This window comes from Paenibacillus ginsengihumi DSM 21568 (genome assembly GCF_000380965.1).
GTDB classification, from domain to species: Bacteria; Bacillota; Bacilli; order Paenibacillales; family NBRC-103111; genus Paenibacillus_G; species Paenibacillus_G ginsengihumi.
Window position 1 is genome coordinate 245,404 of the sequence record NZ_KB905548.1, and the last position, 21,493, is coordinate 266,896.

At 57.2% G+C, this 21,493-nt stretch carries 23 protein-coding genes and 1 pseudogene; 18 read left to right on the plus strand and 6 right to left on the minus strand.

Features of this window, described 5'->3' with window-relative positions:
* The first annotated feature begins 11 nt into the window (after window positions 1-11).
* The 6 genes from F591_RS0101195 (at window position 12) to spo0A (ending at window position 6,386) form a co-directional block, all read left to right on the plus strand.
* The gene (locus F591_RS0101195) at window positions 12-851 is read left to right on the plus strand and encodes a TlyA family RNA methyltransferase (RefSeq protein ID WP_019532753.1); all 840 of its coding nucleotides are present in this window, start codon (window positions 12-14) and stop codon (window positions 849-851) included.
* Window positions 852-1,082: 231 nt separating this feature from the next.
* Complete coding sequence (locus F591_RS0101200) at window positions 1,083-1,562, plus strand: hypothetical protein (protein ID WP_019532754.1); 480 nt, start codon at window positions 1,083-1,085, stop codon at window positions 1,560-1,562.
* A gap of 34 nt (window positions 1,563-1,596) precedes the next feature.
* The gene (gene ahrC, locus F591_RS0101205; RefSeq protein WP_019532755.1) at window positions 1,597-2,046 is read left to right on the plus strand and encodes a transcriptional regulator AhrC/ArgR; all 450 of its coding nucleotides are present in this window, start codon (window positions 1,597-1,599) and stop codon (window positions 2,044-2,046) included.
* A gap of 54 nt (window positions 2,047-2,100) precedes the next feature.
* Window positions 2,101-3,801 (plus strand): DNA repair protein RecN, encoded by a 1,701-nt coding sequence (gene recN / locus F591_RS0101210; RefSeq protein ID WP_019532756.1) that lies wholly within the window; start codon window positions 2,101-2,103, stop codon window positions 3,799-3,801.
* Window positions 3,802-3,943: 142 nt separating this feature from the next.
* On the plus strand, window positions 3,944-5,269 hold the full coding sequence (spoIVB, locus tag F591_RS0101215; RefSeq protein ID WP_026326296.1) for a SpoIVB peptidase: 1,326 nt from the start codon (window positions 3,944-3,946) through the stop codon (window positions 5,267-5,269).
* A gap of 304 nt (window positions 5,270-5,573) precedes the next feature.
* Window positions 5,574-6,386, plus strand: a complete 813-nt coding sequence (gene spo0A, locus F591_RS0101220; RefSeq protein WP_019532758.1) for a sporulation transcription factor Spo0A — start codon at window positions 5,574-5,576, stop codon at window positions 6,384-6,386.
* Window positions 6,387-6,518: 132 nt separating this feature from the next.
* Here the strand turns inward: spo0A and F591_RS0101225 are convergent, their stop codons facing one another.
* Window positions 6,519-6,704, minus strand: coding sequence for a hypothetical protein (locus F591_RS0101225; RefSeq protein WP_019532759.1), 186 nt, complete (start codon window positions 6,702-6,704; stop codon window positions 6,519-6,521).
* A 74-nt stretch (window positions 6,705-6,778) separates the two neighbouring features.
* Window positions 6,779-7,111 carry a hypothetical protein gene (locus tag F591_RS0101230; RefSeq protein ID WP_019532760.1) on the minus strand — a complete coding sequence of 111 codons (333 nt, stop codon included), beginning with the start codon at window positions 7,109-7,111 and terminating at the stop codon, window positions 6,779-6,781.
* Window positions 7,112-7,302: 191 nt separating this feature from the next.
* Here F591_RS0101230 and F591_RS0101235 point away from each other — a divergent pair, with 191 nt between their 5' ends.
* The 4 genes from F591_RS0101235 to F591_RS0101250 are packed head-to-tail and all read left to right on the plus strand — an operon-like array spanning window position 7,303 to window position 10,289.
* Window positions 7,303-7,659, plus strand: a complete 357-nt coding sequence (locus F591_RS0101235) for a carboxymuconolactone decarboxylase family protein (protein WP_019532761.1) — start codon at window positions 7,303-7,305, stop codon at window positions 7,657-7,659.
* A gap of 17 nt (window positions 7,660-7,676) precedes the next feature.
* Entirely contained in the window at window positions 7,677-8,780 is a 1,104-nt protein-coding gene (gene steA, locus F591_RS0101240) for a putative cytokinetic ring protein SteA (protein ID WP_156829409.1), read from the plus strand.
* Window positions 8,740-9,447, plus strand: a complete 708-nt coding sequence (locus F591_RS0101245; protein WP_026326297.1) for a glycosyltransferase family 2 protein — start codon at window positions 8,740-8,742, stop codon at window positions 9,445-9,447. The genes steA and F591_RS0101245 overlap by 41 nt, the downstream gene beginning before the upstream one ends.
* Window positions 9,438-10,289 carry a hypothetical protein gene (locus tag F591_RS0101250; RefSeq protein ID WP_019532764.1) on the plus strand — a complete coding sequence of 284 codons (852 nt, stop codon included), beginning with the start codon at window positions 9,438-9,440 and terminating at the stop codon, window positions 10,287-10,289. Before F591_RS0101245 ends, F591_RS0101250 begins: the two co-directional genes overlap by 10 nt.
* Window positions 10,290-10,328: 39 nt before the next feature.
* Here F591_RS0101250 and F591_RS0101255 read toward each other — a convergent pair whose 3' ends face one another.
* The gene (locus F591_RS0101255; protein WP_019532765.1) at window positions 10,329-10,577 is read right to left on the minus strand and encodes a DUF2627 domain-containing protein; all 249 of its coding nucleotides are present in this window, start codon (window positions 10,575-10,577) and stop codon (window positions 10,329-10,331) included.
* A gap of 320 nt (window positions 10,578-10,897) precedes the next feature.
* On the opposite strand from F591_RS0101255, the gene F591_RS33475 reads away from it, so the two are divergent.
* The 5 genes from F591_RS33475 to F591_RS0101275 all read left to right on the plus strand — a co-directional run bounded on the left by F591_RS33475 (window position 10,898) and on the right by F591_RS0101275 (window position 16,635).
* A complete protein-coding gene (locus tag F591_RS33475) occupies window positions 10,898-11,110 on the plus strand; it encodes a hypothetical protein (protein ID WP_156829410.1) in 213 nt (70 codons plus the stop codon).
* 567 nt (window positions 11,111-11,677) lie between these two features.
* Entirely contained in the window at window positions 11,678-13,099 is a 1,422-nt protein-coding gene (gene lpdA, locus F591_RS0101260) for a dihydrolipoyl dehydrogenase (protein WP_019532766.1), read from the plus strand.
* 103 nt (window positions 13,100-13,202) lie between these two features.
* A complete protein-coding gene (locus tag F591_RS0101265; protein WP_019532767.1) occupies window positions 13,203-14,225 on the plus strand; it encodes a thiamine pyrophosphate-dependent dehydrogenase E1 component subunit alpha in 1,023 nt (340 codons plus the stop codon).
* Window positions 14,216-15,196 carry an alpha-ketoacid dehydrogenase subunit beta gene (locus F591_RS0101270; protein ID WP_019532768.1) on the plus strand — a complete coding sequence of 327 codons (981 nt, stop codon included), beginning with the start codon at window positions 14,216-14,218 and terminating at the stop codon, window positions 15,194-15,196. Before F591_RS0101265 ends, F591_RS0101270 begins: the two co-directional genes overlap by 10 nt.
* Before the next feature lie 71 nt (window positions 15,197-15,267).
* The gene (locus tag F591_RS0101275) at window positions 15,268-16,635 is read left to right on the plus strand and encodes a dihydrolipoamide acetyltransferase family protein (protein WP_026326298.1); all 1,368 of its coding nucleotides are present in this window, start codon (window positions 15,268-15,270) and stop codon (window positions 16,633-16,635) included.
* Window positions 16,636-16,702: 67 nt separating this feature from the next.
* Here the strand turns inward: F591_RS0101275 and prli42 are convergent, their stop codons facing one another.
* On the minus strand, window positions 16,703-16,801 hold the full coding sequence (gene prli42, locus F591_RS31145) for a stressosome-associated protein Prli42 (protein ID WP_019532770.1): 99 nt from the start codon (window positions 16,799-16,801) through the stop codon (window positions 16,703-16,705).
* A gap of 162 nt (window positions 16,802-16,963) precedes the next feature.
* Here prli42 and F591_RS0101285 point away from each other — a divergent pair, with 162 nt between their 5' ends.
* Both F591_RS0101285 and F591_RS29355 read left to right on the plus strand, forming a co-directional pair.
* Window positions 16,964-18,103: a M20/M25/M40 family metallo-hydrolase gene (locus tag F591_RS0101285; RefSeq protein ID WP_019532771.1), complete on the plus strand. Its 1,140-nt coding sequence runs from the start codon at window positions 16,964-16,966 to the stop codon at window positions 18,101-18,103.
* A 774-nt stretch (window positions 18,104-18,877) separates the two neighbouring features.
* A complete protein-coding gene (locus F591_RS29355) occupies window positions 18,878-20,317 on the plus strand; it encodes a DUF3866 family protein (RefSeq protein ID WP_019532772.1) in 1,440 nt (479 codons plus the stop codon).
* 62 nt (window positions 20,318-20,379) lie between these two features.
* On the opposite strand, the gene mciZ is transcribed toward F591_RS29355, so the two are convergent.
* Complete coding sequence (gene mciZ / locus F591_RS0101295) at window positions 20,380-20,595, minus strand: Z-ring formation inhibitor MciZ (RefSeq protein WP_019532773.1); 216 nt, start codon at window positions 20,593-20,595, stop codon at window positions 20,380-20,382.
* Window positions 20,596-20,789: 194 nt separating this feature from the next.
* Between mciZ and F591_RS29875 the strand changes: the two genes are divergently transcribed.
* Window positions 20,790-21,182 (plus strand): pentapeptide repeat-containing protein, encoded by a 393-nt coding sequence (locus F591_RS29875; RefSeq protein ID WP_169445823.1) that lies wholly within the window; start codon window positions 20,790-20,792, stop codon window positions 21,180-21,182.
* A gap of 51 nt (window positions 21,183-21,233) precedes the next feature.
* Here F591_RS29875 and F591_RS0101300 read toward each other — a convergent pair.
* Window positions 21,234-21,493, minus strand: a pseudogene (locus F591_RS0101300) (IS4 family transposase); the annotation flags it as partial.

Consider the following 21,493-nt stretch of genomic DNA (forward strand, 5'->3'; position numbering starts at 1 on the left):
ACTATATCGCCATGGCATCGGATAAGGAAAGATTGGACGTACTGCTGGTGGAACGGCAGCATTTCGAGTCGAGGGAAAAGGCGAAGGCCGCCATCATGGCCGGGCTGGTGCTCGTAGATAACGAGCCCGTCGATAAGGCGGGCACGAAAGTATCGCGGGCCGCCCGCATTCAGGTGAAAGGACCGCTGCATCCCTATGTGAGCCGCGGCGGACTGAAGCTGGAAAAAGCGCTGAAGGAATTCGGCATCGATCTGCAGGGCGTCACCATGCTCGATATCGGCGCCTCGACCGGCGGGTTCACCGATTGCGCTCTGCAAAACGGCGCATCGTTCGTGTACGCCATAGACGTCGGCTACAATCAGCTGGATTGGTCTTTGCGCAGCGATCCTCGCGTCAAAGTGATGGAAAGAACGAATTTTCGCTATATGCAGCCTGGCGATCTGGAAGGCCCGCAGCCGACGTTCGCTTCGATCGACGTATCGTTCATTTCGCTCAAGCTGATTTTGCCTCCTTTGCGCGAGCTGCTTGCTCCAAACGGAGAAGTCGTCGCCTTAATCAAGCCCCAGTTCGAGGCAGGCCGGGAGAAGGTAGGCAAATCCGGCGTTGTAAGAGATGCCGCGGTGCATGCCGAAGTGCTGCAGGAGGTGCTGCGCTTTGCCGAAAGCATCGGTTTTGCCGTGAAAGGGATGACGTATTCTCCCATTAAAGGCGGAGAGGGCAACATCGAATTTTTGGCATACTTGGCCTTGGCGGCGGAAGGCCAGGCGCCGTCCCCGGAGGGGGAGCTTAAGGCGCACATCGCCGAACTGGTTCGCACGTCCCAACGACTGCATCACGAGAGCTCATCCTAGTTTCGTCTGGCGATGAGTTTTTTGTTATCGTTACAGAAAGTTTAACTTCGCTAAAGGATTCAAGCGAAGTGCGACTTTCTGTACCAAGAAAAAACCGCAAAGCCGCGGTCGCTCATCCTTGAACAGGCATCGATAGATGTTTTTCTTAATCTCTGGTTATCTTTCGTTATCGTTGCAGATGGGTCTGGCAGGCATTGATGCAATACGCTTCTTAAGGAGGTTTTTGCTGACATGCAAAGCGGAGACGGAATCGTTGTCATCGTGATCGTCGCGGCGCTTGTCGTTTGGCTGTCGATTTCGCTGCGGAATCGCATGAGGGAAAAGGTCGAAGGAGGCGCCTCGTGGGAGCTGCTGGCGGGCGATGGCGACGTTGAGCCGGACGAAGCGACAAAGCTGCTGGAGAAAAACGGCTATCGCGTATTCGCCGGAAAGACGCGCATTCCGATCGACATCGAGGTCAACGGAAGCAAGACGCTGCACAGCCGGCTTTTCGTCGACTATTTTGCCGCCAAAGGAGCCGAGCGGTATGCCGTCAAGCTGGCCAGGGAGCGAATGATGCTGGAGATGACCGGCAGCGGACTGCGGGACAAGCTGCTCGTGTATCAATTGATCGTGCCAGGCTTAACCGGCGTGCTGTATGTCGATCTGCCTTCGAAAACGATCCAGGTGTTCGAATTTACCGCAAGATTAGCCGGCGGCGACGAGCTGTAGCCGGGAAGCCATGGAAGGACTTCAGGAGGATGCCATGAAAGCCCAACGACATATCAAAATCCGGGAAATTATAACCAACAACGAAATCGAAACGCAGGACGAGCTGGTGGAGCGGCTTCGTGCCAGCGGTTTTTATGTGACGCAGGCTACGATTTCCCGCGATATCAAGGAAATGCACCTGATCAAGGTTCCGCTGGATGACGGACGCTACAAATATTCCATGCCCGCCGACCAGCGGTACAATCCGCTGCAGAGGCTGCGGCGGGCGCTGAGCGACCATTTTGTCCATATCGATTATACGGAAAATCTGGTCGTGCTGAAATGCTTGCCGGGCACGGCCAACGCGATCGGCGCCTTGATCGACAGTCTGGAGTGGAACGAGATCATGGGGACGATTTGCGGCGACGATACGATCCTGATTATATGCCGGACCAAGGAGCACAGCGCGCATGTCGTCAGCCAAGTTCTCGGCATGTTGAGCTAGAAGTAGGCGGCAACGTTTTGGATGACTGACAGGCGAGGGAGAGGGGAAAAGGGCATGCTGCAGGAACTGACCATTCGCAATTTGGCAGTGATCGAATATGTCCATGTGCGCTGCAAAGAAGGGTTTCACGTGCTGACAGGGGAAACGGGCGCGGGCAAATCGATCATCATCGACGCGCTCGGCCTGATTGCCGGAGGGCGGAGCTCCTCCGAGCTCGTCCGTTACGGCAGCGACCGGGCCGTGATCGAGGCGCTGTTTCATGTGGGCGCGGATCATCCGGTTTGGGGCGTTTTGGAACGAATGGGTATAGAAGCGGACGATGATGAGCATCTTATTATTCGCAGAGAAATTACGGTTCAGGGCAAAAGCACAAGCCGCATCAACAGCCAGCTCGTGAACCTCGCCTCGTTGAAGGAGGTCGGGGAATGTCTGATCAACATTCACGGCCAGCACGAGCACCAATCGCTGTTCCGCACGGAGAAGCATATCGAGTGGCTCGATCTGTTCGGTCATGAGACGATCGGGCCGGTCAAGCAGGCTTATAAGGAAGCTTATCAAGCGTACATAACGGTCAGGGACCAGCTTCGCGAGCTGCAGGAATCCGGCAAGCAGGCGCTGCAGATGATGGACCTGTATCGGTTTCAGGTGGAAGAGATCGGCGCGGCCAAGCTGAAGCTCGGCGAAGACGAGGAGCTTCAGGAGGAACGGAGAAGGCTCGCCAATGCGGAAAAGCTGTATTCTGGCGCTTCCGGGGCCTACGACGGATTGTACGGCGGGCATGAAGGATTGGACGCGATTCGCAAGGCGCTGCAGAAGCTGACGGATATCGCCGCGTTCGACCCCGACAAGCTGCAGCCGCTGGTCGAGCAGGTGCAGTCGGCGTATTATCAGCTGGAGGATGCCGCTTTTCAGCTGCGCGATTACCGCGACGAGATCGAATTCAATCCGTCGCGTCTCGATTATATCGAGCAGCGTCTGGACACCCTCTCGACGCTGCGCCGCAAATACGGCGAGACAGTCGCGGATATCCTGCAGTATTATGATAAAATTCAGGACGAGCTAAGCCGCATGGAGAACAAGGACGAGCTGCTAACGCAGCTGCAAGCTGAGGAAACAGCCTTGCTTCAGCGTCTCAAGCAGCGCGCTGTCGCCTTAAGGGAGCAAAGGGAGCTGGCCGCCGAATCGCTCGCCTGCGAAATTATGTCCGAGCTGAAAGAGCTGCATATGGAAAAGACGCGCTTCAAAGTCCAGATCACGCCGCTTCCGGAAGACAAGCCGGCGAAGGACGGCGCGGATCAAGTGGAATTTCTTATCTCGGCGAACCCCGGCGAGCCGCTGCGGCCGCTCAGCAAAATCGCCTCCGGCGGCGAAATATCGCGCGTGATGCTGGCGATGAAGTCGATCTTCGCCCGAATCGACCGCATTCCCGTGCTCGTATTCGACGAGGTGGACACCGGCGTCAGCGGCCGGGCCGCGCAAGCGATCGCGGAGAAGATGTCGCGGCTGTCGCGCAGCTGCCAGGTGTTTTCCATTACGCATTTGCCGCAGGTAGCCTGCATGGCCGACGTTCATTATCGGATTCACAAAGCGACCGAGGGCGAGCGCACCTTCACCCATGTGGACGACATGGACGGCAAGCAGCGCATCGAGGAGCTGGCGCGAATGCTCGGCGGCGTGGAAGTGACGGACAAGACGCTGCTGCACGCTCAGGAAATGCTCACCTTGGCGGATGCTAAAAAGCGAGGGCAGGACTGACTGCGGGGGACGATATTGGAGTAATAAAACGATTGGCGGGGGGTTACCTTAAAGGTACATCTTCGGCGGTGCTGATCGTATCGAGCTGGGATGCAGGGTTCCAGCGCCGCTAAACAAAGGAAGCAAGGGAGCGTGAGCAGTCTTGAGTTCCAACCAGAGAAAAAGATTGATTGGATTGATGCTCGTCCTCTTCGTTTGTTTGGGTAGCCTATCCACCCCCTTCCGTAGCTTTGCCTCATTCCCCGAGGAATTGCGAATGTTCTCCGGCCAGCAAACCTCGCTTCAACTGGCCATGCCCGTCAGCGCGCAGGTGACTGTAGGTCATCCCGACATCGTCAAGGTGAACGGTTCGGCAAAGCACTCATTCCGGGTCGATCTTCATCATCCCTTATTCTTGAAGTCGTTCAAAGCCGGACAGACCGAAATGCAGCTCAAGCTGTTCGGCGCGATCCCGCTGAAGACGGTCAAAGTGAAGGTCGTTCCTGATCTGAAGGTGATTCCCGGCGGACAAACGATCGGAGTCAAGCTGAAGTCGGCCGGCATTCTTATTGTCGGACATCATTTGGTCGCCGTATCCGAGGACAAGAAGACGTCGCCTGGCGAAGAAGCGAAGCTGAAGCTCGGCGATCTTATTTTGAAGATGGACGGCAAGCCGGTCAAGGATGTCGGCAAAGTGGCGGAACTGGTGAAAGCGGCGGGCGAATCCAAACAGCCGATCACTTTAACGATTCGCCGCGGCAATGAAACGCTGGACATTCCGATTCAACCAGCTTACGACATCGTCGATAAGGCATATCGTCTCGGGCTGTATATTAGAGACTCGGCGGCTGGCGTCGGCACGCTGACGTTTTATGCTCCCGACCAGGGCGTGTACGGTGCATTAGGCCATGTCATCACCGATATGGACACGCAGACGCCGATCGTCGTCGGCGAAGGAGAGGTCGTCTATTCCAACGTTACCTCGATCTCCAAAAGTCACGACGGAGAACCGGGGGAAAAGCGCGCGCAGTTTTCCAAGGAAAGCAAAGTGATCGGCAACATCGAGAAAAACACGCAGTTCGGCATTTTCGGCAAAATGCCGCACGTGCCCGACCACGGCCTGGCGAAAGAAGCGATTCCGGTCGCTTTTGCGGAAGAAGTAAAAGAAGGGCCCGCCGAAATATATACCGTTATTAATGGACAGAAGGTCGAAAAGTTCAACATCGAGATTGTTCACGCGGCGAAGCAGGATTATGCGGCAACTAAAGGAATGGTCATCAAAATTACGGATCAGCGGCTGCTCGAAAAAACCGGCGGCATCGTTCAAGGCATGAGCGGCAGTCCCATCATCCAGAACGGCAAGGTCGTCGGCGCCGTAACGCATGTGTTCGTCAACGATCCGACGAGCGGATATGGCTGTTATATCGAATGGATGCTGCAGGACGCCGGCATCATGCTCCGAGACAAGCCTCAGCCCCAAGCGTCGTAGCCTAAGTCATATACACGAAGGAATGCCCGGGAAATCGGGCATTTTTACGTTTTGCGGCCAAGCGCGTTAAAGCAGCTCTTAGGCAGAATGGGATCAAGGAAGTCGCGACATCATTGGCGGGAAAACAGCGATTTTGTCGAACGGTGTACTTATTTGAAATAAAATATTAATTATAAAATATTTGCTCAAAAAAATCTATAAAAATAATTTTCGACAGAAGGAATTTTCCTTTGCATGTCGAAAGTATAATATCAGGTAAAATGCATGTAAAATTTAATTGTCGTCAATTAAGGAGGAAATAACGTTGCAAACGATTGAAGTGTTGCTGGCGGACGATAACCGCGAATTTACGAATTTGTTATCCGAATTTATCGAAGATCAGGAAGATATGCACGTTGCAGGCATCGCGTATAACGGCAATGACGTGTTGCGTCTGATCGAACAAAGTCAGCGTGTGCCGGACGTGCTGATATTAGATATTATTATGCCTCATCTGGACGGACTCGGCGTGCTCGAAAAGCTGCGCGAGATGGATCTGCAGCCGCAGCCGAAGATCATTATGCTGACTGCATTCGGTCAGGAGAACATCACTCAAAAAGCGGTGCAGCTCGGCGCGTCGTATTACATTCTCAAGCCGTTCGACATGGAAATTTTGACGAATCGCATCCGCCAGCTCGTGTCGGTGAACCAGCCGGCCATGCCGATGATGTCCTCTTCCGCAAGCGGCGCGCTCAAAACCAATGTCGTACAGCTGCCCAAGAGCAAAAATTTGGACGCGAACATTACCACCATCATTCACGAAATCGGCGTGCCCGCCCATATCAAAGGATACCAGTATTTGCGCGAAGCGATTACGATGGTATACAACAACATCGAGATTTTGGGCGCGATCACGAAAACGCTGTATCCGGCCATTGCAGAAAAGTACAAAACGACGCCGAGCCGCGTCGAACGCGCCATTCGCCATGCGATCGAAGTCGCCTGGACGCGCGGCAACATCGACAGCATCAGCCATCTGTTCGGCTATACGATCAATATTTCTAAGGCGAAGCCGACCAACTCCGAGTTCATTGCGATGGTTGCCGACAAGCTGCGGATCGAGCATAAGGTAAGCTGAAAGGGTAAATGATGGACACCTCTATTTATTGGCCGCAGTATGAGCTGATAAATAGAGGTTTTTTCAATCGGCAACGATCGGGCTACTGATCATAAAGCAAAAAGACTGGTCTCAGCCAGTCTTCGCATGAAGCTACGGACGGATGCCGCATTTGTTTTTAATGAAATGAATCTGATTTTCCAGCCGGTTGATGCGTTCCTGCGTGTCCGCTCCATTGGCGGCCGGACCTTCCCGAAGCGCAGCGAGCTCCTGCAGCAGCTGCGTCAGATCGCTGCTCGCATTCGCGCAATCATAATCGCTTTCCAATCGTTCCAGCATAAGCAGCCCTCCATCCAGATCATCATTACGCTGAGTAGTATGGATCATTGCGGAGCCGCTCATTCATGGCGCGATTAGACGCTTTGCTCGCCTGCCCGAATGGATGACGGAAATCGGGCGGCGTTCTCCCGGTGATCCTGCGAATACACTTCAGAAGCCCATTCAAGCCAGCCTTCCGGCAGCCTGCTTTCGATATACTGTCTATTTTCCTCGGTCAATCGGGACAGCTCGCAAATCAGCGACTCGTAAGTTTGCAGGATGGAATAAAAATCGAGCCCGATATCGTCCATTAATAACTCTTTCAATGCGCGGTCGTTGTCAGTAAAGCTCCGATAGACCAGGCCGTCGTAAATTTCCTTGATTTGACCATCCTGAACCCGAACGATTTTTTGACATCTATTTGGCATTGAATGTTTTCTCCTTACTATGTGATCTTGATCATTATAGCATGAAAAAAACGCGGAATTTGTCTGATTTTGTAATTCCTCTAAATTAATTGTGGACAACTGAATAGAACATTCTCGTGTCGATGCATATTCAGCCGGTGCCGGGGAAAGCTTAAGTTTAAGCAAAAGCAGGACAAGGGGAGTTGTTCAATATGCCAACCGAATGGCCCAATGGCAAGGTGGACGCTTATAAGCTGGGGATCGGCTTTCTCCAAGAGCTGGAGCCTGAAGCGATCGACGGATATCATCGGTTTACGGGCAGCTGCTTTGCCGACGGGACAATCGATATCAAAAACAAGCAGCTGATCGCGCTCGGTATCAGCTTGTTTGCCAATAACGAAGTATGCACGCTGTATCACGCGCAGGAAGCGTTAGCCCACGGGGCCTCTGCCCGCGAGGTTGCCGAGGTGGCGATGGTCGCTGCCGCGGTCGGGAGCGGCCATTCGATGTCGCAGAGCGTCAGCCGGCTGCAGGATGCGCTGCATGCCGCTTCGTCCGCTGGCCTATGATCGAACCGGGACAACGGATGAAGCCGATCGTCGGCACGGCGGCGGTCGGCAAAAGCACGAAGCGGCTGCTTGAGCGAATGGGGCGCCGCTCCATTGCCGTTATCGACCATGAAGATGTGGATCGCCTGGCGGCGCGGGGATTGATCGAGGCCAAGGCGCTAGCTGTCGTCAACGCGGGCCGTACGATGACCGGGCGCATTCCGAGCGATGCCGCGCTTTTGCTGCTTGACGCCGGGATTCCGATTGTCGAGATCGATCCGGAGGCGATGGAACGGATCAGCGACGGCAGCCGGCTGACGATCACTTCCGCCGGGGTGCATTGGTCTGACGGCTGGAGTCCTTGCCGCGCCTTCACCCGAGCGGACTGGCGGCGGCTTCACGAGCTTGCCGTAAGCCGCGTGAACGACGAATGGGCCCGTTTTATCGATAATACGCTGACCTTTGCCGAGCGCGATAAGAAGCTGCTGCTCGCCCCCTTGCGTCTGGACGGATTAACGACAGCTCTTGCCGGCCGCCATGCGGTCGTCGTCTGCCGCGGCGACGGCTATCGGGAAGATTTGGCCGCACTGCGGAGTTATATTGCGGCGTTTAGCCCTGTGCTCATCGGTGTGGACGGCGGAGCCGATGCGCTGCACGAGCTGGGCCTTAGGCCCGATATGATCGTCGGCGATATGGACAGCGTCTCGGACCGGGCGCTGCGCTCCGGAGCGGAGCTGATCGTCCACGGCTATTTGTCCGGGGAAGCTCCCGGTCTCGCGCGCGTCCGCGGGCTGGGGCTGGACGCTGCGGTTCTGCGCTGCGCCGGGACGAGCGAAGATTTGGCGATGCTAATCGCCTTTGACGGCCGCTGCGAGCAGATCGTTTCGGTCGGTTCGCATATACATATGTTTGATTTTTTAGAAAAAGGACGCGGAGGCATGGCCAGCACCTGGCTCGTGCGCATGAAGGTGGGCAGCAAGCTGATCGACGCCAAGGGAATCAGTCGCTTGCAGCTGAGTCCGCGCGCGCCGCTCGCCGAGCGGGCGAACCAATGGGCGGCATGGGCCCGCTCTTGTTTGACAGGAAAGAGGAGATGGAAAAATGTCTTCACTCGTGTCGGTCGTTATCCCCGCATGGAATGAGGAACAAGCGATAGAGGCGACCTTGAGCGCCGTCTGCCGTAGCCGTCTGCTCGTGTCTCAGTTATTCGGCAGCAGGGTGCAGCTGATCGTCGTTGACGACGGAAGCGTCGACGGCACCAGGCGCGCCGCGCTCCCTTGGGCCGACGTTGTGCTGAGGCTGCCGTTCAACGCCGGCAAAGGGGCGGCGCTTTCCGCCGGCTGGAAGGCGGCCGCCGGGGACGTCGTCGTCTGCCTCGATGCCGATTTGGGCGAGACGGCGGCGCATTTCGTGAAGCTGCTCGAGCCGCTTATGGCCGGTAGCTGCGATATGGCGACCGCGCGCCTCCCCGCGCCCTCCGTCCGCGGCGGCTTCGGGCTTGTGCGCCGGTTGGCCGGCGCAGGAGCATACCGGCTTAGCGGTTACCGGGGGACGGCGCTGTTATCGGGCCAAAGAGCGATCCGCTCGGAGCTGCTCCGCCGGCTGAGCCGCAGCTACAGCGGCTTCGGCATCGAAGTCGGCATGACGGTCGACGCGGCCGTTCTCGGCTACCGCCTGGCCGAAGTCGAGGTGCCGTTCCGCCACCGCGAAACAGGCCGGCAGCTGCGCGACTGGATGCATCGCGGCCGACAATTTTATGCGGTGGGACGCACGCTGATCGATTGCTGGAGGCGGCCGATATGCCGATGATATGGCAGCAGGCGGCGTATCTCGCCGCGCTGGCGCTGACCGGATATGCCTTGAAAGGGGCGACGGTCCGTTTTTTGACAGACCACCGGTTGACCCGGCCCAGCTATAAGGGAACGATGATTCCCGGCGCCGCCGGCATGCTGATGTGGCTGCTTGTGTTGGCCAGCTGGACGCTTGTCGAGGCGGGACCGTTTGGGCATTTGGCGCCGCAACGCGGCTGGGGCGATTATGTCGTCGCGTTCGGGATCGTGGCCTTGTCGGGGTTCGTGGATGACTGTTTCGGGGATACGGCGGTGAAGGGGCTTGCCGGCCATTGGCGGGCTTTGCGGCAGGGGATTGTGACGACTGGAGCGATCAAAGCGGCAGCCGCTTTATGGGCGGCTGTCGTCGTCACGTCGTCCTATGAAACGGGCGCCCCGGCCAGATGGACAGGCGCGGCTTTGATCGTGCTGATGACCAATGCGGTTAACTTGCTGGACGTCCGTCCTGGCCGCGCGCTCAAAGGATTTGCGGCCGCCGCGCTTCCGGCCATCGGGGCCGGCGTGCTTGCCGGGACGGCTTGGGACAAGCTGGCCTGCATGGCGCCGGTGCTGACGGGAGCCGTCGCTTTGGTCCGGGACGATTTGCGCGGGAAGCTGATGCTTGGCGATACCGGCGCGAACGCGCTCGGCTTCGCGGCCGGCTGCTGGCTTGTCTGGTTCATTCCTTGGCCGCTGCAGATATGTGTCATTTTGCTGCTAATAGGACTGCACGTGCTGACGATGCGGCGATCGCTGACGGCAATTATTGCCGGCAACCGCCTGTTAGAGTGGCTCGATCAGGCCGGTCGAAACGGGGCATAATGAAGCTTTGGGAGCGGAAGGGAGCGGAATGCATCCGCTCTATTTGCGTTTCTCGCGAAACCGCGGAGCCACGTAGTTGCGCTTGCGGTCCCGAAAAAAAATCCATCCGCCGATAAAAGACACGCCTGCGGCAAACAGAAGCAGACCTAAAACAAATTTGCCCCATAAAAAGCCGCCGTCGAATTGAGCAAACCACGCGTCTTTCATGGCGAGAAAGCCGTAAGTGGCTGCCAGCCCCGGAATGACAAGCAGCAAAATAGCGATAAAGCGGCTGACTGCGTTATGCATATGAGCTCGAATTCCTTTCGTTCAAGTTGAACACCTGTGACAGGCGAATCTTTCATCATCGTCCGTCGCCTGCGGTGCTGAACATTCGCCGATAGACTTCGTCGTATGATCAGGATAATCTTCTTGTATTAAAGTAACATAAAATAGCCGACAATTCATGCAATTTTGCTTCTGTAGACTATTTTTCTTAAGGCAAATAAGGTTACAATAGGAGAATATAGACGCCTGTGACGAGCGATTCCTTCTCGTCATCGGTCGTCGCCTGCGGTACCTGAAATTTTGGCCCGTGAATTATCTGCAAATTTCAGGAAAGCCCGTAAATGTTGTATTTTGTACAACAAAATCGGGGGGATAACCCCTATTTGCGGTTCAATGCTGTAAATTGTGCAACATTTCGGGCGATGATCCCGGGTTTGAGGCCCATCGCGCCCAATTTGTTGCACAAAATGCAACATTACCCTTCTTCTGGTGCGAAAGGGGCGGAAAATGTTGCATTTTTTGCAGGATTTGCCGCCGCATGTGCGTTAAATTGAAGTATGGCTTTCTGCACCAGGCAAAACTGCCGCTCAAGCGCAGCCAAGTTCATCTGGTGAAGGTGCTTCGTTAGAAGCTTCTCTTCATGCTCGTAAGCTTCGATGCTGTTTTGCCGGGCGAACCCTAAGCTAACGCTAGCACAGAGCTTATTTAACCTGAAACGAGCAATATGAAATTTTAACGCTAGTGAGCAGTCTTATTTGGCATTTTGGGCTACCAGATTCAATGTTTCTGACCAAATAGCGTTCCTCAGTTTCGTTACATTTAAAAAATGGCGCGATTCAGCAAAATAGCGTTAGTCACTAGCGTTAGAGATTTGGAAGCTTCGGCGGGGGCGATGGAAGGAAAGGCACAGACGCCTATGACGGGCGATTCCTTGTCATCGGTCGTCACCTGCGGTATTGAAAATTCAGCGTTTAGATAGCGCTGAATTTTCAAGGTAGACGCCTATGACGAGCGATTCCTTTCGTCATCGGTCGTCACCTTCGGTGCCCGAAAATTCGCCGGAGGGTTCCGTCCAATTTTTCAAGATAGAATACATAGATTTTTCGGGAGGCATTGAACCAATGACGCAATCGTTCGATATCGTAATTCTTGGCGGAGGCACCGCCGGCTATGTCGCCGCTGTGCGGGCAGCGCAGCTCGGCAAAACCGTAGCTGTCGTCGAGAAGGACAAGCTGGGAGGCACATGCCTGCACCGCGGCTGCATCCCGAGCAAGGCGCTGCTGCGCAGCGCGGAAATATACGCATCGCTTCGCGACGGGGAGCGCTTCGGCATCGAGGTGTCGGGAATGCGATTTAATTTGGGCAAGGCGATGGAGAGAAAGCAGGCCGTCGTCAATCAGCTTCACCGGGGCGTCGAATATTTGATGAAGAAGCATGACATTGCCGTCTTCCGCGGCACCGGCCGTCTCATCGGGCCGTCCATCTTCTCGCCGCGCAGCGGCTCGGTCTCCGTCGAGCAGGAGGACGGGGAGATCGTGACGCTCGTGCCGGAGCATCTGATCATCGCGACGGGCTCCAGACCGCGCACTTTGGGAGGGATCGAACCGGACGGAGAGCGCATCCTGACGAGCGACCACGCCCTGCAAATGAAGGAGCTGCCGGCTTCCATCGTCATCGTCGGCGGCGGCGTCATCGGGGTGGAATGGGCGTCGATGCTGAACGATTTCGGCGTGGACGTGACGATTGTGGAATACGCCGACCGCCTCATCCCGACAGAGGACGAGGATATTTCCCGCGAGCTGGAAAAATCGCTGAAGCGGCGGGGCGTGAACATATGGACGGGCGCGGCAGTCCAGACGGATACGCTGGAGATAAGTGAAGCCGGCGTCTCGTTTCAGGCGGTCCGCGGAGAAGAAGCCGTATCCTTCACGGCCGAGAAGCTGCTTGTGAGCGTCGGCAGGCAGGCGAATATCGAAGGTTTTGGCCTGGAAAACACAGACGTTAAGGTAGAAAACGGCTTGATTAAGGTGAACGAATTCATGCAGACGGCGGAATCGCACATCTATGCCGTCGGCGACTGTATCGGCGGACTGCAGCTGGCCCATGCGGCAAGCCACGAGGGGATCGTTGCTGTTGAGCATATTTGCGGGCAGCGCGACCATTGGTATGCGCCGCATCTCGTGCCGCGCTGCATCTATACCCGGACCGAGGTCGCCTCGGTCGGCCTGACGGAGCGGGAAGCCCGGGACAAAGGATACGACGTGAAGATCGGCAAGGTGCCTTTTCAGGCGATCGGCAAGGCGCTGGTGCACGGCAGCGGAGAAGGGTTCGCCAAAGTCATCGCCGACCGGCGGTCGGGAGATATTGTCGGCGTGCATATGATCGGCGCCCATGTGACGGAGCTCATCTCCGAGGCGGCGCTGGCGCAGCTGCTGAACGCAGTGCCGTGGGAGGTCGGGCGGACGATTCATCCGCATCCTTCGCTGTCGGAAATCGTCGGAGAAGCGATGCTGGCGGTGGACGGGCTGGCGATCGGCATTTAAAAAATTGTATTCATATTCGGTTGCGTTTATAATAGAATTGTATCAAGTACTAGCACCTGGTAATAAAGGTAAGTTCCAATCAGAAAAAGGAGGCGTTCGCCCCATGTCCATCGGCCAGTTGGCGAAGCATCGGCGGCTCGGCTTGTCCGACCAAGACGTCATCGAGATGTATACATACATGTTGAAGGCACGAAAATTCGACGAACGATCCTTGCTGCTGCAGCGGGCCGGGAAAATCGCCTTTCACGTATCCGGCATCGGTCAGGAGACCGCGCAAGTGGCGGCGGCCTTCGCGTTGCAGAAAGGCAAGGACTATTTTCTTCCTTACTACCGCGATTACGCTTTTGTGCTGGCCGTCGGCATGACCATGAAGGAACTGATGCTGTCGGTGTTCGCCAAGGCGGAGGACCCGAACAGCGGCGGCCGCCAGATGCCGGGGCATTTCAGCCATAAGAAAATTCATATCGTCACCGGCTCCAGCCCTGTTACGACGCAGGTTCCCCATGCGGTCGGATTCGCGCTCGCGGCCAAAATGCAGCGCCAGGACTTCGTCGCCTTCACGACGTTCGGCGAAGGCTCGAGCAATCAGGGCGATTTTCACGAGGGCTGCAATTTTGCCGGCGTTCACAAGCTGCCCGTCATCTTCATGTGCGAAAACAACCAGTATGCGATCTCTATTCCGCTGCACAAGCAGGTGGCCGGCAATATTTCCGAGCGCGCCCTGGGCTATGGATTTCCCGGGTACAAGGTTGACGGCAACGATGCGCTTGAGGTGTACCGCGTCGTGAAGGAAGCCCGCGAGCGCGCCGTGCGCGGAGAAGGGCCGACGCTGATCGAGGCTGTCATGTATCGTATATCGCCGCACTCCACGGCCGACAACGACCTGCTGTACCGGACGAAGGAAGAGGTCGAGGAGAACCGTGCCAAGGACGGCATCCCGCGTTTCAAGCAATATTTGATCGACAACGGACTGTGGAGCGAGCAGCAGGATGAAGAGCTGCTGGAGGCGATCAAGCGCGAAGTCAACGAAGCGACGGATTACGCGGAGAAAGCGCCGTATCCGAAGCCGGAGGATACGCTTCGCCACGTGTATGCGGAAGACGGGGAGGTGCCGGCATGGCAGTAATCACTTATTTGGAAGCGATCCGATCGGCCATGGAGGACGAGATGAGACGCGACGGGAGCGTATTCGTCCTGGGCGAGGACGTCGGCAAGGGCGGTGTCAACAATGCGACCAAAGGCTTGCGCGATCTGTTCGGGGAAGAGCGGGTCATGGATACGCCGCTGGCCGAATCGGCCATTGTCGGCGTTTCGATCGGAGCGGCGATGTACGGCATGAAGCCGGTGGCCGAGGTGCAGTTCGCCGATTTCATCTTTCCGGCGGCGAACCAGATCATCAGCGAGGCGGCGCGCATTCGTTACCGTTCCAACAACGATTGGAACTGTCCGATCGTCATCCGCGCTCCGTACGGGGCGACGGGCGGCGGCGCGCTGTATCATTCGCAATGCCCGGAGTCGGTGTTTTTCGGCACTCCTGGCCTGAAGATCGTTGCTCCTTCCAGCCCTTATGATGCAAAAGGTCTGTTGATCGCCGCCATTCGCGATCCGGACCCGGTGCTTTATTTTGAACATAAAAAATGCTATCTCGGCGTAACGGGGGAAGTGCCGGAAGGCGACTTTACGGTGCCGATCGGAAAGGCCGAGGTGAAGCGGCAAGGAACGGACATTACCGTTATCGCCTACGGAATCGCTGTCAATTATGCGCTGCAGGCTGCCGAAGAATTGGCCAGGGAAGGCATCAGCGCGCATATTCTCGACCTGCGCACGCTGCAGCCGCTAGACAAGGAAGCTGTCCTCGAGGCGGCAGCCAAGACCGGCAAAGTACTGATCGTCCATGAGGATAACAAGACGGGCGGCGTCGGCGCGGAGGTCTCGGCGATCATTGCCGAGGAGCTGCTGTTCGAGCTTGATGCGCCGATCCAGCGGCTGTGCCCGCCGGACGTGCCTGCGGTCGGGATGAACCCGCCGATGGAGAAGTTTTTTCTGCTAAGCGCCGATAAGCTGGCGACGGCGATGCGGCAGCTGGCTTTGTTTTGATGATGGGCTGTTGACGTTCCGGCCGGAACCTGCCTTAGCGATGCCAATGCCTTAGGAGGAATCATATTCAAATGACCGATAACACGAGGAGAACCGAAGTGACCGTACCCCATCTGGCGGAAACGCTCGTTTCCGCTACGATCGGCAAATGGCTGAAGAAGCCGGGCGATTATGTCGAACAATACGACGTGCTGTGCGAGCTGATTACGGACAAGGTGAGCGTGGAAATGCCTTCTCCGGTGGAAGGCACCATAATCGAGCTGCTCGTTGCGGACGGCGATACCGCCGATGTCGGCGCGCCGATCTGTATTATCGAAGAGAAGGCGGCGGGCGAAGGGGCCGTTCCGGGGACCGCTGCGCCGGAAGGCGGCGTGCGGGAACTGCGGCAGGAGCCCGGCGAGGTGCCGATGAGCGGGCGGTATTCCCCCGCTGTTCTGAAGCTTGCCGCCGAGCACGGGGTTCGCCTGGAGGAGATTCGGGGCACCGGGCTAGGCGGGCGCATTACCCGCAAGGACGTCGAGGCGTTCATCGCCTCCGGCCGAACCCGGAGTGCGTCCGGCGCGCGGCCAGAGCCGGCAGCGGCTGCAGCGGTGCCCGCAGCGGGAACTGCCGGGGAGCCGTCGTCTCCGGGCGAGGAAGCCGCGGCGAGCGTTCCGAAGGTTCCGGTGCGGTCCTCCGGCCTACATCTGTCCTCCAACCCGCCGCTTCCGAACATCGAGGTCGAGGGACAGCCGGTCGGCCGCGGCGAGTATTTGATCGACATCACGCCGATCCGCCACACGATCGCCAGCCGCATGCGGCAAAGCGTCAGCGAAATTCCGCACGCCTGGACGATGATTGAGGTGGACGTCACCAATCTCGTGCTGCTGCGCAATAAGCTGAAGGACGAGTTCAAGCGTCAGGAAGGGATCAATCTGACCTATTTGGCGTTCGTGCTTAAGGCGGTCGTGGGGGCGATCAAAGATTATCCGATCATGAACTCGGTGTGGGCGACTGACAAAATTATCGTGAAGCGGGACATCAACCTGTCGCTCGCCGTAGGAACGGAGGATTTTGTCGTCACGCCGGTGATCAAGCAGGCGGATCAAAAAAGCATCGCCGGCCTCGCCATGGAGATCGACCAGCTGACGCGCAAAGCCCGGGCGGGCAAGCTGGCGTTGAGCGATATGCAGGGCGGCACGTTCACGGTTAACAATACCGGCTCCTTCGGGTCGATCCTGTCATACCCGATCATCAACTATCCGCAGGCGGCGATCATTACCTTCGAATCCATCGTCAAAAAGCCGGTCGTCATCCAGGATATGATAGCCGTCCGCTCCATGGCCAACTTGTGTCTGTCGCTGGACCACCGCATATTGGACGGCGTCATCTGCGGACGGTTCCTGCAGCGGGTCAAAGAAAATCTGGAAGGCTACAGCATGGATACGAAGCTGTATTAATGCCGGGCGGAAGCCGGATCGGCGCCAGGCAGACGGCCGCCGGGCCGTCTGCCCGGCGTTTGGGCGATTATACGAAGAACATATTGATCGTGAACATGAACGTGGACAGCAGCATGGCAGCGATCATCGTGTAAATGACGATTTTGAACCACAGCTTGTTCTTCATGATCCATTCACTCCTTCGACGATTAGACGCCGATGGCAGGCGATTCCTGGCCCATCGGCCGTCACCTTCTGTACTGATCATTCGCCGCGATGGACTTCATCGAAATGATCAGGATAATCCAATAGTGATATTGTAACCTAATTCATAGAGCGGAGGAAAGAGATGATACAGGAAAAGCGACTGGTGGCGGAGTTTATCGAGCTGGTGCAGATTGACAGCGAAACGGGCAGCGAGCAGGAGATCAGCGCTGTACTGAAGCGCAAGTTCAGCGAGCTTGGCCTGGCGGTGGAGGAAGACGATTCAGCCGCGAGGACGGGCCACGGGTCTGGCAACTTGTTCTGCCTGCTGCCGGCATCGGCTCAAGGGAAGGCGCCCAAGCTGCTGTTCACCTCCCATATGGATACGGTCAAACCGGGCCGGGGCATCAAGCCGCAGATCGGTGACGACGGTTACATCCGCAGCGACGGCACGACGATTCTCGGCAGCGATGACAAGGCCGGCCTTGCCGCCATGCTGGAGGCGATCCGTGTGCTGAAGGAGCAAGGCATCCCTCACGGGCAAATCCAATTCGTCATCACGGCGGGCGAAGAAGCCGGCCTCAAAGGCTCGCGGGCGATGGACCCGCAGCGGCTCGACGCGGATTTCGGCTTCGCGCTGGACTCGAACGGCAAGATTGGCGATATCGCCGTAGCTGCCCCGACCCAGGCGAAAATTCACATCACGTTCCGGGGCCGCTCTGCCCACGCCGGGGTCAACCCGGAGGACGGCATCAGCGCCATTTCGGTAGCGGGCAGGGCGGTCGCCGCCATGAAGCTCGGGCGCATCGACAAGGAGACGACGGCGAACATCGGGCGCTTCTCCGGCGGCATCGAAGGCGCGACGAACATCGTCGTCGAACGGGCCGATCTCGAAGGCGAGGCCCGCAGCCTCGTACAGGAGAAGCTGGACCGCCAGGTCGAGGCGATGCGCCAGACGTGCGAAGCGGCGGCCCGGGAGGCAGGCGCGCAGGTCGATTTCCACAGCGAGATCATCTATCCGGCGTTCAAGTTCGACGAATCCGCGCCGGTCGTCGCGCTCGCTTCGCGCGCTCTGCGCGCATCCGGCTGCACGCCGCGCCTGTTCCATTCGGGCGGCGGCAGCGACGCCAACATGTTCAACGGCTACGGCGTGCCGACGGTCAATCTGGCGATCGGTTACCTGGACATCCATACGACGCAGGAGCGGATCGCCGTGAAGGATCTGGTCAAGACGGCGGAAATCGTCGTGAACATTGTCCGCGAAGCGGCGCGGGCGAGTGAGTAACGTTTTTGCATAATAGTTGGCAAAAAAAGTTGGAAAAATAATTGGCGTAACAGTTTTGGTAACATTTTTGCACAACGTATTTAACGAATGTAAAGTTTTCTAGACGTGAGTGTAAAAACCTCCAGCCGCGAGCGTGCGGTTTGGAGGTTTTTACGTTTCAGACAGTCATGCTCGGCTAACGCTTGCCACAGCGCTTATTTCTGTCGAAATGACCGATTTGGCATTCTAACGCTTGTGAGCAGCCTTAATCGGCGTTTTTGGCTGCTGCATTCAGCGTTTCTGACCAAATAGCGTTACTCCGTTTCGTTACATTGTTAAAAAGGTACGATTCTGCCAAATAGCGTTTGTCACAAGCGTTAGAGATGCTAGTGTGATGTGGAAGGTTCCAGACGGTTCGCTCGGTTCGCTTTTTGCCCTTGGTTTGGCCTGGGAAGGGAGGCTTTAGACAGGTTCATATAGCGTAACTTCGGTGCATACTCATAACCGAGCAACCTTGAACGGTTAAGCCGCGGGAGCAAGTATCCGGTCCCAGACCGGCAAGCTGGGGCATCAATCCGGCCCGAGGGGCAGACAAGTCGGGGCATCAATCCGGGTCTCAGACCGGCAAGCCGGGGCATCAATCCAGCCCAGGCCGGCAAGCTGAGGCATCAATCCGGTCCCAGACCGGCAAGCTGGGGCATCAATCCGGGTCCCAGACCGGCAAGCCGGGGCATCAGGACCAACTGACAAGACAGGCCGATCACTCTGCCAGACGAAGAATGGGGGCATAGAGCGATGGGAATCCGGTTTCAGGAAGGCGTTGTGACGCAGGCTTCCGCCGTCCCCGAATCGGGACGCCGGGAAGCGCTGCAGCAGGTCATGGTCGATACGGGCAGCGGACAGCTCTCACCTGCGCTGCACGATACGGAGCTGCTGCCGCCTTTGCGGCCGGGAGACCGCGTGCTGCTGAATACGACGGCCGGCGCACTTGGACTTGGCACGGGCGGGGTCCACTTCGTCCACGCGGTCTTGTCCCGCCAAGCAGATGACAAAGTGGCGACAGCTAACGTGACGACACCCGTGACACCCGCGGCACCCGAGGCAGAGACGGCCGTGGCACCCGAGTCGCCCGAGACACCCGTGACATCAAAGACGTCCGAGACGGCCGTGGCACTCGAGATGCTCGAGACACCCGTGATGCTCGAAATGTCCGAGATATCCGGGACGTCCGAGACAGCTGAGTCGCCCGCGATACCCCAGACACCCGAGTCGCCTGAGACATCGGAGACACCTGTGGCGCCTGCGAACTCCGCGCCCGCCGCGACGGGCGAGCCCATTTCTGCGCCATCCGTTGCTCCGCGGCAGGAGGGCCACATTATAAAGCTGCGGTACACATCCCTGCAGCGGGCCGTGCTGGCCGCCGAGGAGGAAGCGAGCCCGCACCGCCGCCTGTTCGCCGAGCCGGGTACGCTGGAGGGCATGCCGGTGCTGATCGGCGAGCTGCACAGCATGCTGCCGATCGCGGCGGCCTGGATTCGCGCCACGGAGCTTCGCCGCCGGGGGCGGGCCGGCGGATGCCGGATCGCGTATGTGATGTCGGACGCGGGGGCGCTCCCGCTCGCCTTCAGCCGCCATGTGCGGCAGCTCAGCGCGATGGGCTGGATCGCCGGCAGCGTCACCTATGGGCATGCGTACGGCGGCGACCTGGAGGCCGTCAACAAATTTACGGCGCTGCTGGCAGCAAGGCGTGCACTGAAGGCCGACATCGCCATCGCCGCCATGGGGCCGGGCATCGTCGGCACGGGCACTGCGCTCGGCTACAGCGGCATCGAGACGGGCGAGCTGATCAACGCGGCGCGGGCGCTCGGCGGCCGGCCGGTCTATATTCCGCGCGTCAGCTTCGCCGATCCGCGCGAGCGGCATCGCGGCCTCAGCCATCATTCGCTGACGGCATTGACCGTATCCGCGCGCGAGCCGGCGCTCGTGCCCTTGCCGCTGCTTGGCCGCGAACAAACGCGGCGACTGTCCCGGCAAGCCGCTGTCTGCCGGCTGCCCGAACGGCACGACGTCCGCTGGGTGCAGGCTGCGCGGGCCGAGGACATCGGGCAAGCTTTGGCTCTTTACCCGGAACCGGTGACGACGATGGGGCGAGGGCTCGCCGAAGATTACGCCTTTTTTGCGGCGGTTTGCGCCGCGGCGGAAGAAGCGCTGACGCTGGCGGAGGAGCGCCGGTAGGGCAAAATGATTCGATGCGGCCGGCACGGATTTTCTTGTATCACGAAAAAGCATCGAGCTTGCTAGCTTTTGCCCCTCTCAACGGCAGACAATATACGGTTAACCCGTTTGAATGGCCGCGGCGAAACCTTGTTCGCGGGACGATTTCGCTCGCGGGGCAGCCAATCGGCCAGCAGAGGCGAGCCTGTGCTGCGCTTCAGCGCCATTTTCAAGTAGTGGCGAATTTCCCAGCCTTTGCCGACTAATCTGAGCTGCTCAGGAGCGAGGTACGCTTTCATAGATTCGGCCTCCGTCCGTTAATAGATTTGGAATATGGTACACCTTATGCGGGCGCCGGCTGGTTTATAACCAAGGGGACGGGTAAAACTGGTGAAGGAATACCTTTAGACAAAGTTAAGCCATATGTTCTTAAAGAGATAAATCCTGATGATAACGGAGCATGTGGATAATTGCCAAAGGTGATTGCTATTTTTTGAGTACATCATTCGAAAGAACGATTTTCTCGGAATGCATACTGAGTAAAACAGTATTTGATTACGCATCCATAAAACATTCAATGATAAGAAATTGTGTGGAGATAAAAGCGTCTTTCGATGATACAGACCTTAGCTTTGCGAATATATCTAGATCTGACTTGAGGCGAGCATCACTTCGAAGAGCCAATTTAAGCTATGCAAAGTTTTCTAATGTCGATTTAACAAACGCTCTGCTTGATGGGGCGCTTCTCTATGGAACCAGTTTTGAAGAAATAAGCGGGCTGGATGAAGTGTCTGCCAATCATATTTTTGTTGGAACTGAAGAGAAACCAATAAGGTTGGATGGTGAAAATGTTAAAAAGTGGTTATTGGAACAGGCGAGAGGATAATATTCACAAGCATTGTCCCTGTAAAAATTCGTTCATTAAGGCGCAATTAACTCAACTTTCGCAGCATGAAATCGGCAAACAAGCCTTGATGTAGCTGGGCAAAGCAGCAATCCATTGCTGGAGTTGACGTTGAATCAGAGTCGAAAGCTTTTTTCCTGCTTTCGTTGCGATTTCGTTGATCAGATCGAGCAGTTGCTGCAAGGCGATCACCCAGTCCAACGTGCCAACTTCGTCGCACAACACATAAAACAAGCCGCCGAACGAGCGAGCATCCGTACTTTGCCGGTGCTGCCATGCCAGCAGAATATAGC